Source organism: Sphingomonas echinoides, assembly GCF_029623395.1.
Lineage (GTDB): Bacteria > Pseudomonadota > Alphaproteobacteria > Sphingomonadales > Sphingomonadaceae > Sphingomonas > Sphingomonas echinoides_A.
In genome coordinates, this window is record NZ_JAPYKK010000017.1 from 10,836 (window position 1) to 23,948 (window position 13,113).

Sequence of the window (13,113 nt, forward strand, 5' to 3'; positions counted from 1 at the left end):
TGAGCTTACCGCGGCGGCTCAGCGATGATCGGTACGGCAGGGGAAAGACTTGGCAATGGAAGGCAGGATCATGCAGCGGTTCTTGAAAGCACTCGCATCGGCCGTGGTGGCGCTGCCGGCAGCGGCGCAGGCGCAGGTGCCGGATACCATCCTGGGGTCGGTACATAGAACGGACCCAGATATACGCTAAGGTTTTGCCGTGCCTTCGACTGCGCGCATCTGGCGAAGCGGTCTTAGCGCGGTCGATGGCGCATCGGGATCAGTCCAGAGGTAGTCGCCGGTGAGATTGATATGCTGCCAACCGAGCGGTGATAGGTGTTGCAGCAGGTTCGGCGGGACCGGTCGGCCAAGGTTGGCGAGATGCATCCGGGCGGCTTGCAGGTAGGTCGTGTTCCACAGGACGATGGCACCGGCGACGAGGTTGAGCGCGCTCGCGCGATGGCTTTGGGCTTGCAGCGCGTGATCGCGGATACGGCCAATGCGATGGAAGAAGATGGCGCGTTTCAGGGCATTTTCCGCTTCTCCCTTGTTGAGTTCGCGGGTGGCGCGGCGACGCTGTTCGGGCTGCTCGATCCAGTCGAGCGTGAACAGGGTACGCTCGACGCGACCGATCTCGCGCAACGCCAGTGCCAGGCCGTTGGCGCGTGGATAGGAGCCGAGCCGTTCCAGCATGATCGACGCGCTGACGACGCCGGTGCGGATCGAGGTTCCCAGTCGCAGCACGTCGTCCCAGTGTGCCTCGATCAGACCTTCGTCGATCCGGCCCGCGACCAGCGGCGCGATATCGGGGCCGGGTTCGATGCCGTCAAACAGGTGCAAACGGCGTGCGGCGATATTCGGGATACGCGGCGCGAACCGGAACCCAAGCAGATGACATAGCGCGAACACATGGTCGGAGACGCCCCCGCCATCGACGTGATGCTCTTCGATGTGCAGATCGGCGCCGTGGTGGAGCAGCCCGTCGAGCACCTGTGCCGCCTCGCTCGCCGAAGCGGAGATAACTGTGGAATGGAACGGCGCGTAGCGATCCGAGACGTGGCTGTAGAAGGAGACAGCCGGCTCTGTCCCCTTGTGCGGATTGACTGCGCCGGTTGCCTGGGCGCGGCGGTCGAGCGGAAAGTTCTGACCGTCTGAGCTGGACGAGGTGCCGGACCCGAACAGCGCGGCCAGCGGCGCGGTGTGTTGGGCGTCGACAAGCCGGGCGAGCGCGCGACCGTAGGTTTCCTCGCGCAGATGCCATGAGGCGAGCCAACCGAGCTGGCGCTGGGTCACGAGATTGCAGGCTTCCGCCATGCGCGTATGACCCAGATTGGTGGCATCGGCGAGCACAGCCGTGAGGATCGCACGCGGTTCATCCGCGGCACGGCCACTTTGCAGATGCGTGAAGCACTGGCTGAACCCGGTCCATCGATCGACTTCGGCAAGAAGGTCGGTGATGCGGATCGCGGGCAGATGCGCATAGAGCGGCGCAAGGGCGGTATCGGATTCCTCGGGAGTAATCGCCTTCAAGGGCGAAATCCGCAGCCTGCCCAAGCTGAGCTGCACGTCTTCCAGCGCGTCCGTCTCCGCCTTTCGCTCGACCTTGGCCAATCGACGGGCGAGGCGGGCGCATCGTTCGGCCAGCCAGATATCGGCCGTATCCGGTGCCGGTATCGGCAAGGGGCCGGCCGCGCGCATGGTGGCGAATACGGGGGCAGGAATGAGTTGCTGCTCGACAGCACGATAGCGTCGGCTTCCCTCGACCCACATGTCGCCGGCGCGAAGCCGGTCGCGAAGCTCGACCAGCACGCACAATTCATAGATCCTGCGATCAGGAATGCCGGTGCCGATCGCCCGACGCCAAGCTTGCCGGATAAAGCCGACTGGCGTGTCCGCAGGCAATTTGCGCAGATGACCAAGATGAAGGTCGCGCATGATCGCGACCGCTCGCGCAAGCGCATGGCAGGCTGGCACCGCCCCGAATGTCAACGAGGCGATGAACGAGGGACCGACCTGTCGGAGGACGGGGTAATTGGTCGCGGCGATCGCAACGGGATCGACCGCATCGGGGCGGATCAGCTTGCGGGCTTCATCGACCTCGCGGCCGAGATCATCCCATCCGATCGCTGCCTCGACCGCAGCGCCGATATCGCCACCTGATATCTTGGCGGCGAGCAGGGCAGCGCCGAGTTGGGCAAGCAGCCGGATTTTGCCGTTGATGGTGCGCCGGTCGCGCTTGAGTGCCGTGTCCGCGCTGTTCTGTTCGCGCCGGAACATCTGCCCACGCAGGCGATCGAACATCAGCACCGCATCGTCGGTGAGGGTCACGATGGTTTCGAGGATGGTCGCCACCAATGTGGCGCGACGCCGCGTCGCTTGCAGCGTCCGAACATGTTGCGCGGTCAGCCGCACGCCCTCCTGGCACAGGCGTCGGAGGCGCTCGGGATGGACGCCTACGGCGATATCCGGATCGATCCCGATGGCCCGCAGCAGTGTCAGCCGCTCGATGATGGCGGCGAATGTCTTTCGGCCGGGCTTGCCGGGTGGCTGCCGCACCCAGGCCAGATCGCTCAAGTTCGTGCCTGTGTGGGGCAGGAGAAGCGCATCGAGCTGCCGGCGCTGTCGAGCATCGAGTCCTCGGGTCAGATGCTCGGCGACATGGCGTTCGGCATCGAGCAACCCCTGCGCGACCATCCGTTCGACCGCACTGATGCCCGGCATGATGATGCGCCGTCGCCGGCACTCGCCCAGCAGCAACCGCGCCAGCCCGGCACCGCTGGTCGTCGTCAGCGCGATCGGCAGGAGCCATTCCTGCAATGTCGTTCGCAGCGGCAGGCTGAGCGGCGAAAATCCGAACGCATCGCGTAGCGCATCGATCTGTTCGTACCGGGTCGGGCCGCGTGTCGCGTAATCGGCCAATACCTCGGGCGCGACCTGCAGCTGCTCGGCGACGAACGCGAGCGGGGCGGCGGGAATCAGTTCACCGGGACGGAGCAGACGACCGGGATAGCGCAGCGCGCAAAGCTGGATGGCGAAACCCAGCCGGTTATGTGGCCGCCTCCGGCGCACGATGACGGCCAGGTCGTCGTGGCTCAACGTCCAGTGCTGGACGAGTATGGTTTCGTCGTCGGGAAGCGCGAGCAATGCCGCACGTTGTTCCTCCGACAGGACGGCGCGACGCGGCATCGGCTTAGACCTTGGCGGGCGGGGTCCAGCCGATCCGGGCCAGCGTCCCAAGGAGGGTCGAGCGCGGCACCTTGAAGGTGCGACAGACGGACGCCTTGCTGGCGCCGCCATCCAGCGCGGCGGTGATCCGTTCGAGCGTTTCGGCGTCGATCATCGGCGGACGCCCGCCTTGTCGGCCCCGGCGCTTCGCGGCAGCGAGCCCCGCCATCACCCGTTCGCGCGTCAGCGCCCGCTCGTACTGTGCCAATGCGCCGAACAGTGAAAACAGCAATTCGCCATGCGGGGTGGTCGTATCCATCGCTTCCGTCAGCGATCGGAAGGCGATGCCGCGCGCCTTCAGGTCGGTGACGATCGTCAGCAGGTGCGGCAGCGAGCGTCCGAGCCGGTCAAGTTTCCACACGATCAGCGTGTCGCCTGCGCTCAGATAGTCGAGACAAGCTTTCAGCCCCGGCCGATCGTCGCGCGCGCCGGATGCCTTATCGGTATGGAGATGCCGATGATCGACACCGGCGGCGACCAGCGCGTCGCGCTGTAGATCGACCGTCTGGCGGTCGTCGACCGACGACACCCGCATATATCCGACCAGCATGTACGACAAACCTCTGAACGCATGTTCCCACACACTCTATCAAAGCGACAGGGTTTGTCGATTGTTATGGGCGGAGGCGTGTGTGGTTCGGCGAAGGCACAGGTCCGGGGTGTCGCTTATCATGTGTTTTGCGACGGGGTGTGGCGGGCAGTCGGCGCCCAGTAGCAGCTTGGTTGTTGCCGCCCATTAGCGGACGTTGGGGATGGCGATCCGGGCTCCCGAAACCGGCACGATCTTTCCCGTTTCTACGTCTCCAACAGGCCATTTCGGGAAAGAGCAATCGGGAACGGATTTTGGGAAACGGAGTGCCTTGGACGGCTTTCGCCGTGATCGCCCCGGCGACTGTCCCGCTATGAGTTCCTTTTTGGGAAGAAGCTCAAGCGTTAAAGCGTCACCATTAAGATCATGTCCGCCATGCTGTTGGTGTCGGTTGAAGCCGGCGCAGGTCCTGACATCGCAAGCACGGCCAAGTAAGAGTGAAGTAATGACAGACGCCGTAAACGTTATTGCCGTGGACCATACAGGCTTCGCCGTATCGTCTTTAGACGAAGCCGTTCGCTTCTGGACGGAAGCGCTCGGTTTCACACTTGAGCGGCAATCGGAAATGGGGGGCGATTTCCTGCATCAGGTGACCGGTGTCGATAATCCTAATGTCGAAACGGCGATCGTCAGGGCACCGGACGGCTATGTCGTCGAACTGTTGCAATATTCAAAAGGGCGCCAGAACGGTGCGGTGCCTAATAGCGCGGGGGCGATCGGTGCGGCCCACCTGGCTCTGGCCGTAAACGATATCCATGTCGCTATTGCCCGCGTCGAGGCAGCAGGATGGAAGGCGAAGGGTAGTCCGTTGCCGATCGCGGGTGGGCCAAGAAAGGGAACGTTGGTTGCCTACGTTTCAGGCCCCGATCATATCACGATAGAGCTTATGCAGCCGCCAGCCCGTTAATGGGCCGGCGGACGTTTTCCCGCTTCACCCTCCTTTTCGGGAAAGGCTGCAGCTGCCCAATGTCGGCTATCGCCACCCGCCTTCCCGAAAGCGGACGGGTCGGTTTCCTTCCGAACCCGGACATTCCTAATTACTGCGCGTCGAGACACGGACGACAACGAGCGCGTCAGAACACCGACAGAAAGCGTGAGCGTTTACACATCGGTCGGGGCGGGCGGCCTTCTCATTCAACGGTTCGTTTGTGGGAAGGCGGGTAAGGGCACCGTCCAGCCCGGGCGAACGGGTCCTACCATGATCTTTACTGATGCACAGGCGGATCCATTCGCGACTTGTCACAACGGTCGTGAGCGAGCGGCAAACCAGCCGGTAAAAGCTGAGATTGCGACAGCCGGCACAGCGAGGACGCAGGACATTGCCAGGCCGATTACCCAGAGCGAGATAGTCCCGGCGGTGAGCCATATCACAGGAAGCTGGGCAAACGTCAGGATGAATCCTGCCATCCACCCCCTCGTCTTGAACGCTGCCCCTGTTAGCGCAGCTAGGCCCAACGAGGCGGGGTACCAGAGACGCCAGTAGGCGTCGGCATCCCAGGGTTCCGCCGCGCCTGTCACCCAGCAGACGAAAAGCCAGTACAGGACACCGGATACCAGCAAGACGGGGATCTTCATCAGTCCGGTGCTTATCGGCCTATTGTCACATGCAAAATCCCTGAATCCTATTCTCGCCAACCAGGTGCCGGGGTCAAAGCAGATTAACGCGGCTCACCAACCAAACTTTGGATATGGGCGCTGTTGCCTGCAATAGCGCCCGTGCCTCGCTGCATCCGCTTCGCACGGTACAGAGCCTCGTCTGCCTCTTTGAGCAACGAAGCCCGATCGACATAGCTGGCACCATAGGCACAGGCTCCGATCGTCGCGGACACCATTATAACGTTACGGTCGTCAGGTACGTCGTAGCGTAAATCCGCCAGCAATCGCGCGATGTCTTGGACGAGCTCTTCCTGCGTACGCCGTCCGCGCAGGATCAGCACGAACTCGTCCCCGCCAAGTCGGGCGATGAAGTGATCGCCCAGATACTGTACTGCTTGCAGCTTGGCGGCCATCACCTGCAAAACCTTGTCCCCGGTCGCATGGCCAAGCCGGTCGTTGACCTCCTTGAACCGATCCAGATCGATGATTGCGATAGCAAGCGGTGCACCTTCCCGGGCGCGATCGAGCGCAACTTCCAATTCTTCGTTAAAGGCGCGTCGGCTTGGTATGCCGGTCAGTTCGTCGGTTCGAGCTACCGCAACCAGGCGGCGCTCGAATTGGTACCGATCCGTGATGTCCTGGATCACTCCCATGACGGCGACACGCTTACCGGCGCGCTCATCGATCTCACCCAATGTGCGCACGCGACGGGGCCGCCCCTGAGCATCGGTGAAGTTCAGCTCCAGATCCCATGCAGTCCCTTGCCGCACACAGCGGTCTAGCGCTGCTTCCAGCTTGGCACGGTCGTCATCAGGGTAGAACTGCATTGCTAGGGCAAGCTGCGCTTGCGAGCCCGGTTCCAAGCCGTGGATCGCGTAAGTCTGATCCGACCAGTGTACTCGTTCGCCGTCAAGCTCGAGGCGCCACGACCCGATCCTTGCCATACGTTCGGCGTGCTGGAGCAGTCTGTGCGTGCGAGCCATGTCACCGAGGACCTCCTGGCGATCAAGCGCTAGCTGTAGGTTCTCTTTGCTGGTCCGGCGCGCCTCAAGCAGCGCTTCGACGACTCGCGCCATACCGGCGAGTATCTCCAGCTTTTCGCGGGTCGGATCCTGCGGTTTGTCGTCAGCCACGCACAAGGTACCGATCGGAAGCGCGGCACCTCCTCCTGGTGGTGTCACTCGCAACGGCACGCCTGCATAGAAACGCACAAAGGGTGTTACCACCACCATAGGATTGGTTGCAAAGCGCGGGTCTTCGCGCGTGTCCGCGATGACGAGCAGATCGTCGGCTGCGATAGTATGGGTGCAAAAAGACACATCTCGTGGTGTCTCGCTAGCCTCAAGGCCGCACGCTGCCTTGAACCACTGCCGGTCCGCGTCAACTAACGAAACGAATGCGAACTTGCAGCCAAAGAGATGCCGCGCCCCTGCAGCGATGGCATCGAACTCGGCTTCAGGGGGAGTGTCGAGCATATCGAGAGCACGAAGCGCGTCCAGCCGCGCTACCTCGTCGACTATGCCGGTTATGTTTACCATGGGGGACGGTAGCATAAGTGAGGTTGGCATCGGGTTAACGGCATGTGCAAAGTCGGTACATCGCCGCGACTCGCTAATGGCATGGCGGCGACTGAGAGACGCTGGAGCGCTCCCGCTTGATAGGAGCATAAACGTGTCCAACGCGAGCGATCTTAGCACTCTTGTTCGTAACGAAGCGCGCGCGCGAGAACAGGCCGAAGCCAGTAGCGACGTTTCAGCTCGCATCGCTCATTTGGAACGTGCTGCCGGGTACGCCAAAATGATCAAGGCTTTGAAGCAATGATGGATGGCGAAACAACCGCTCAGCACCTCGAGCGTCTAATAACGATTATCTGTGAAGCTTTGGCGGTCGCGGATGCTGGTGATCAACCGTTGGTAGGCGCGCATCTTCATAGCTGCCTTCGAACGGCAATCGCGTTGCGTGCTATTCCCGATAGTTTGTCACGGCCCTTTAATAGCAATGAGCCCTATATCTTGAAGGCAGCAGCAAACAAGATCGCTTGCCAGCAAAACTTACTATCCACGACTTCTAATCCCGAAACCGAACGATGATCGAGACGGATAGGGCGTTCTCGGAATCAATCCCGGTCGAGACGATCAGGAGCGCGACGTCAGAATATTTTCAACAGCCCCGGCCGTTTGTCAAACATATACAGACGGTGCTGTTGAGGCAGTTCGTGTACACATCAGCGTTAATTGGCACTCGCTGACCGCGGTAATCGTCAGAACGAAACCTGGACGCGCCCTATGATTCTGTCGCCGGCGTTGCGCCGATCGGCAAACCTGTCTGCGGTGGCGTTAGCGGTTCGGGAAATGTCGGTTCCGACATAATCGACGCCGATCGTCAGGCGGTCGCGGCGGTGTTCTAGGCCGAGCCGCCAGTTGGTGTAACTGCCGCCTGGACGAAGACGCTCCGCCCTTACGGGGTCGCTGACGCTGCCGGACGAATGGCCCAGTTCGGTGAGTATTGTGAACGGCGTACCAGGAATACCGGCATTGGCGTTCGCATAGACATGCACGTTGCTGCCGCCGATCGCGCGCTGCGAAGGCGCGCCGATCACGCCGACCGTGGCGTAGAGCGGACCATAGGCATAGCTTGCCGATACGCCGGCCTCGACATAGTCCATGCGCCCTCGCGCGCCCACGAATGCGTGGCCCGTGGCGTCGGTGCGGATACGCACCGCACCCAGATCCCAGCCGGTTCCCACTGACAGGTCGACGACCGCATCGGCACCGCCGTGTCGCACGCTGTTCCGAAGCGTCACCGCGCGCGCCGATGCATCTAGCCGGCCGCGCGAGCCGCGAATATCGCCTGCCAGCGCGGCACGTCCCTCACTCCAACTCAGCCCGCGCCGTTCCTCTTCGCTCATCACCTCCAAGGTTACCGACCCGGCATCTTGTGCAAACGCGGGCGTGATCAGGCCGCAACTTGCGGCACCGAGCACGCCCGCCAATCGAACGCGCCGGATCATCCTGCGCGCTGCGGACCGTGGATTTGGTCGAGCTCGACGCGCAGCATCTGCTCGTCTTCCTGCGCCAGCTTTACCAGATGCTGCTGCATGTCCGCTGACTTCGTCGCGACCTCCTTCTTGATCGCGCCATGGCTCGTAACGCACCAGCCGGGCCGGGTGCCCGAAATCACCGGTTCGCTGTCGATGCTGCGCACCAGCCTGGTACCCGATGCCGCGACCGCGTGTCGCGCCACCGACATGCTCGCCGCCCAGTCGCAGCGTAGCGACGACGGTCTTCCGCCAGGTGCAACCGCGCCCACCTGCTTGTGCGTGATGACAACGTCACCGCGATATTTGACGGCGACCGGACCGCTGCGGTGATCCACCTGGTTCTGATGATCGACAGTCATGCCGAGGGCCGCCCCGGTAGCAGCAAGCACCAAGCCGGCGGTTAGAAAATAGGCCATATTCGTTCTCCTTTTGCCATCCCGATCCATTCTGATCGGTGAAGCCAATCCTTACGGACGATGATTCTACAACGATGGTTCAGCGTGTCGGTTCAGCTGAACTGCGGCCGCAAGGCGCGTGCGTGCAGGCGGTCCTTCACGTCGAGACGCAACCGCTTCAGCCGAAATAGCCGCAAGGTATCGGGCATGCGTCGCTTCATCTCGACGCGGATCTGCTCATCCAGCCGGGCATGCAACTGGGTCAACTTGTGAGAAAATATAGGCAAAGCCGCTCTCCAACCAACGATTGAACGATCGGATCAGTCGCGATGAAAGGAGGCAAACAGGCCAGGCCTAGACATCGAGATAACCCGATGCGGTCCGACATCACGTTCGTCCTGAGACGACCGCCAGAGGGGCCCGGCCCGCTCCCTCAAGCTAGGGTTTAGCCGGTCAAGGTCAATAGGAGAGCAAATGGATTTGCACGAGTTGACATTAGGACACGGGTCCCCGATGTTACTGGCATGTACGCTCCTGCGACACATAAGCGTTTCCGCGACCACGCCGGCCAACTCGCCGCACGCGCTTAGCCCGAGCTCGCGGCCACTGCCGCTCGAGTTCGGGCTTTATTCGATCTGACCTTTGGGACGCGTTCTGCGAGCCCATGATCTCGAATAAGTGGAAACCGTGTAGTGGAAAACCAAGTCTCGAAATCCGATGATTTGTGTCAGGATGACCGTCAGCATCAAGCTGCCAATCCAGCACCTCAGCCTTTCTTGCGGATGCGACCACAAAGTTTTTTCTCGAACAAATTCGATCTGGAGATTGTAGAAGACTATTCTAAGGCTGATGCCGAAGCCCGGCAGAATGAAGGTGAGGACTGGCTGAGCCGACTTATGGAGCTCAACCTCTTAGTTTTAATCGTTTTGGTTGGCGTACCGGTGCTGGTATATTGCGTCTTATCCTCTGCACTTTAGAACACGATAAGATACCGCCTTCGCGTCGCAACCGGGATCGTGGATAAAGGCCTCTGGGTCGTCCCACTGAAGCCTCGGGTAAATGACAATATGTCAGGCGCCCGAGGACAGTTTAAGTACGATAGCGCTGAATGCGAGCGAGTTTCTTTGTGACATTGCAACGCGTAAGCTGATCGGCCGTTGTGGAAAAATGGCAACGAATACCTTACCCCAACGGACCGCGTTCGATCTGCCGCATCTCGCGGTGCTGCTGACAGCAGCGCTTCAAATTCTAACGCCTCTTTTACCGCAGATTGGGATCGGTGAGCCTATCGGATCCCGGTCTCTGGCGGTCCGAACCTTGATAACCCCGGCAGGCTGGGCATTCTCGATCTGGGGCGCGCTCTACCTCGGAGCCACGGTGTTTGCTGTTTATCAGGCCCTGCCCGCACAGCGCCAAAATGCATTGCTTCATCGCCTGCGCTGGCCGGCAGCGGGCGCATTTTTGGGGAACGCACTCTGGGCTGCTTACACACAGCTTTACGGGTTAAGCTTCGTATCGGTTCTGATCATTACCTTCACGCTGACGTGCCTGATCATTGCCTATCGTGCCCTGTCGAATGCGGCGGTGTCGAAAACCGCGTGGTGGTGTGCGTACCTTCCGTTGAGCGCGCTCGCCGCATGGTTGACCGTCGCTACCACCGTCAACATCGCAGCTAGCCTGAGGTATCACGGCATGGAGGGCGGTGCAGCCGCGCCGGTAATCGGTGCAGCGGTGATCGTGATTGCTGGACTCATCGCGGCCACCGTGCTGGTCCGAGGACGTGGCAATCTGCCGTACGCAGCTGTTTTCCTTTGGGCTCTTGCTGCTATCTTCGCTGCAGGTGGCCAAGCTGCAGGACCTATTGCCGTAGCAACCGGCGCTGCCGCGATCCTCGTTATTTCAGGCTTGGTCGCTGGCTACCGGCGTAGGGTATATGCGTCTGATTCGATTAGAGGTTGAACCTAAATCCGTAGCCGAGACCTAGGGTGAATTGGGTCCGGCGCCCACGTTCGCGGACGAGAGGTGAATCGCCTGCGTTCTGACCTAGTTGATCCAGGCCAGTGAAAAGCGTGACGGCGCTTCGCCGGCTCAGGGGACGAATTACGGTACCGCCTACACCGTAGGACAATAGTCCGCCTGACGCAGAATACGGTCTAAGCCCGGACCGTTGCGACTGGACCGCATCGATGCCGAAATACGTCTCGATATACTCGCGGCTTGCCAGCGTTGCGCGAGGCCCGACGTTGATGATGGTCCGTCCCCGGCGCGCTTGGTAAGCAACTGACCCGTCGGCGACAACGCCGTCATGTCCGCCGAAGCCGCGACGAACCTCGATCCGTCCACGCCATGGCCCAGCCCGTTTCTCGATAAAGCCTCCCACCTCAACAGCTGCATCTACGTCGCCGAGGCCGCGTAGCGCGTCACTCCCGCCTGTAATGAGGAACGGCGATCCCCCGCGCTCCTCATCCCGCCCGAAGCGGAGTTTGGCCAGAGGTCCTGCCTTCCACCCGTCGTGGTTCACCACGTTCCAGCCCAAACCGTCAGGAATTGAGGCAAAGATCACGTCCTTGTAGTTGATCCGCAAGTCGGGGAAAATCGCCAAGGCCATGTCTCGCGAGCCTTGCCATGCAGGACTGAGGACTGGCGCGACGCCAACGGTAATGCTCCATCCGGCAGTGCCTGCCTCCAAAGGCCGACCTGCAGGCGGGCCTGGCCTCGGGTCAGTTTGCGCGAAGCAAGGTTGAGCAGAGACTAGCGCGATGATGGCTAAAGCGGCGCGCATCTTGATCCCTTTTTTTGACGATGTTGGTAGACGGCCGGACGGTCATAATCAGCAGCCACCTTATCCCTGTGCGTCTTAAACGCCAGTTCCAGTAAGCGGAGTACGGCTATAACCACAGCGTGTGACCGGTCCGCTCCCAATGCCGGCGGACGCGTTCAAACTCATGCCGAGACAGCCGCTCGCGTTTTCCACAAGGACCAACCGACGCCGCAACCTAGGATCGCAAAGGTGACCGCCAACGACGCTGCGGGCGGAAATTTGGCGAGCCCGAAGATGTCGGCAACGAAGATTTTCGAGCCGATAAATACCAGCAACGCGGCCAAGGCGTATTTAAGGTAATGGAACCGGTCGACCATCGCGGCGAGCGCAAAATAGAGCGCGCGTAACCCAAGAATAGCAAAGATGTTCGACGTGTAGACGATGAATGGATCCGTTGTGATCGCGAAGATGGCCGGCACGGAATCGACCGCAAAGATGACGTCAGCGCATTCGATCATGACCAGAGCCAGTAGTAACGGCGTAGCGATCCGGCGCATGCGCCCAGTTGCCGGGTCCTGCTCTTTCACCCAGAAACGTTCGCCGTGAAGTTGGTCGGTAACCGGCATGCGCTGGCGAACCCAACGTAAAACGGGCGAACTGGCTACGTCATATTCCGTGTCGGCAGTCAGCCACATCTTGATACCGGTGAAAACCAAGAAGGCAGCAAAGACGTACAATACCCATTCGAACCGATCGACCAATGCCGCGCCAAAACCGATCATCACTGCACGCAGGACAATGACACCCAGGATGCCCCAGAACAGTACGCGGTGCTGGTGTATGCGGGGGATGGCAAAGTAGCCGAAGATCATGGCGATGATGAACACGTTGTCCATCGCGAGACTCTTCTCGATGACGAAGCCCGTCACGTAGTTGAGGCCGGCAGTAGGCCCGATATACCACCAAATCCATCCGCCGAACGCCAGTCCCAGCGTGATGTAACCTACTGACAATGCAAGGCTCTCGCGTACTCCGATTTCCCGTTGTCCGCGGTGCAAGACACCCAGATCGAGGATCAGCAACGTTGCGACGATGCCGAGAAATGCCAGCCACATCCAGACAGGCGTACCTAGGAATAACAAGGAGAGCAGCTCAGGCATGGGGACCTCTAACAAACGTGATGACGTGGGGCGGGATTAGCGGTCAGGAGGGCAGGTATCTCGCGGGTGGCTCGCACAAGCGACCTTTCAAGCCCAACTCGAAGCGCTACAACTGCAGCACAATTGGAGAAGTCGGGGTTCGGCGCACCATCGCGATACGCGCGTGCTTCTCCAACTGCTGATGGAGCTGTGCCGGTCTGTTGGTTTCCATGCTCAGAGCCTCTTTTCAATCGGTGATCGAAAGATCGGATCATCAACGACGACAGGAGGCAAAGCGGCCAGGCCTATATCGAGATAACCCGATGCGGTCCGACATCACAATCACCCGAGGGAAATTGTCAGAGGGGCCCGGCCCGCTCTTTCTAGAT

At 60.8% G+C, this 13,113-nt stretch carries 12 protein-coding genes; 4 read left to right on the forward strand and 8 right to left on the reverse strand.

Features of this window, described 5'->3' with window-relative positions:
* Positions 1 to 186: 186 nt before the first annotated feature.
* Entirely contained in the window at positions 187 to 3,165 is a 2,979-nt protein-coding gene (locus tag QBJ92_RS11560; protein ID WP_277969850.1) for a Tn3 family transposase, read from the reverse strand.
* A gap of 4 nt (positions 3,166 to 3,169) precedes the next feature.
* Positions 3,170 to 3,754 carry a recombinase family protein gene (locus tag QBJ92_RS11565; protein WP_277969851.1) on the reverse strand — a complete coding sequence of 195 codons (585 nt, stop codon included), beginning with the start codon at positions 3,752 to 3,754 and terminating at the stop codon, positions 3,170 to 3,172.
* Between the two features lie 484 nt (positions 3,755 to 4,238).
* Here QBJ92_RS11565 and QBJ92_RS11570 point away from each other — a divergent pair, with 484 nt between their 5' ends.
* Positions 4,239 to 4,700, forward strand: coding sequence for a VOC family protein (locus QBJ92_RS11570; RefSeq protein ID WP_277969852.1), 462 nt, complete (start codon positions 4,239 to 4,241; stop codon positions 4,698 to 4,700).
* A gap of 751 nt (positions 4,701 to 5,451) precedes the next feature.
* On the opposite strand, the gene QBJ92_RS11575 is transcribed toward QBJ92_RS11570, so the two are convergent.
* The gene (locus tag QBJ92_RS11575) at positions 5,452 to 6,927 is read right to left on the reverse strand and encodes a sensor domain-containing diguanylate cyclase (RefSeq protein WP_277969853.1); all 1,476 of its coding nucleotides are present in this window, start codon (positions 6,925 to 6,927) and stop codon (positions 5,452 to 5,454) included.
* Positions 6,928 to 7,060: 133 nt separating this feature from the next.
* Here QBJ92_RS11575 and QBJ92_RS11580 point away from each other — a divergent pair, with 133 nt between their 5' ends.
* Entirely contained in the window at positions 7,061 to 7,210 is a 150-nt protein-coding gene (locus QBJ92_RS11580; protein ID WP_167396680.1) for a hypothetical protein, read from the forward strand.
* 439 nt (positions 7,211 to 7,649) lie between these two features.
* Here the strand turns inward: QBJ92_RS11580 and QBJ92_RS11585 are convergent, their stop codons facing one another.
* The 3 genes from QBJ92_RS11585 to QBJ92_RS11595 form a co-directional block, all read right to left on the reverse strand.
* Complete coding sequence (locus QBJ92_RS11585; protein ID WP_277969854.1) at positions 7,650 to 8,399, reverse strand: TorF family putative porin; 750 nt, start codon at positions 8,397 to 8,399, stop codon at positions 7,650 to 7,652.
* Positions 8,396 to 8,845, reverse strand: coding sequence for a hypothetical protein (locus QBJ92_RS11590; RefSeq protein WP_277969855.1), 450 nt, complete (start codon positions 8,843 to 8,845; stop codon positions 8,396 to 8,398). Before QBJ92_RS11590 ends, QBJ92_RS11585 begins: the two co-directional genes overlap by 4 nt.
* Before the next feature lie 92 nt (positions 8,846 to 8,937).
* Complete coding sequence (locus QBJ92_RS11595) at positions 8,938 to 9,111, reverse strand: DUF465 domain-containing protein (protein WP_082445373.1); 174 nt, start codon at positions 9,109 to 9,111, stop codon at positions 8,938 to 8,940.
* 405 nt (positions 9,112 to 9,516) lie between these two features.
* On the opposite strand from QBJ92_RS11595, the gene QBJ92_RS11600 reads away from it, so the two are divergent.
* Both QBJ92_RS11600 and QBJ92_RS11605 read left to right on the forward strand, forming a co-directional pair.
* Entirely contained in the window at positions 9,517 to 9,801 is a 285-nt protein-coding gene (locus QBJ92_RS11600; protein ID WP_277969856.1) for a hypothetical protein, read from the forward strand.
* Positions 9,802 to 9,991: 190 nt separating this feature from the next.
* The gene (locus QBJ92_RS11605) at positions 9,992 to 10,783 is read left to right on the forward strand and encodes a hypothetical protein (RefSeq protein ID WP_082463307.1); all 792 of its coding nucleotides are present in this window, start codon (positions 9,992 to 9,994) and stop codon (positions 10,781 to 10,783) included.
* Here the strand turns inward: QBJ92_RS11605 and QBJ92_RS11610 are convergent.
* Positions 10,773 to 11,606 (reverse strand): MipA/OmpV family protein, encoded by an 834-nt coding sequence (locus tag QBJ92_RS11610; RefSeq protein ID WP_268795343.1) that lies wholly within the window; start codon positions 11,604 to 11,606, stop codon positions 10,773 to 10,775. The genes QBJ92_RS11605 and QBJ92_RS11610 overlap by 11 nt on opposite strands.
* Positions 11,607 to 11,767: 161 nt before the next feature.
* Positions 11,768 to 12,745, reverse strand: a complete 978-nt coding sequence (locus tag QBJ92_RS11615) for a TerC family protein (RefSeq protein WP_277969857.1) — start codon at positions 12,743 to 12,745, stop codon at positions 11,768 to 11,770.
* Positions 12,746 to 13,113 lie beyond the last annotated feature (368 nt).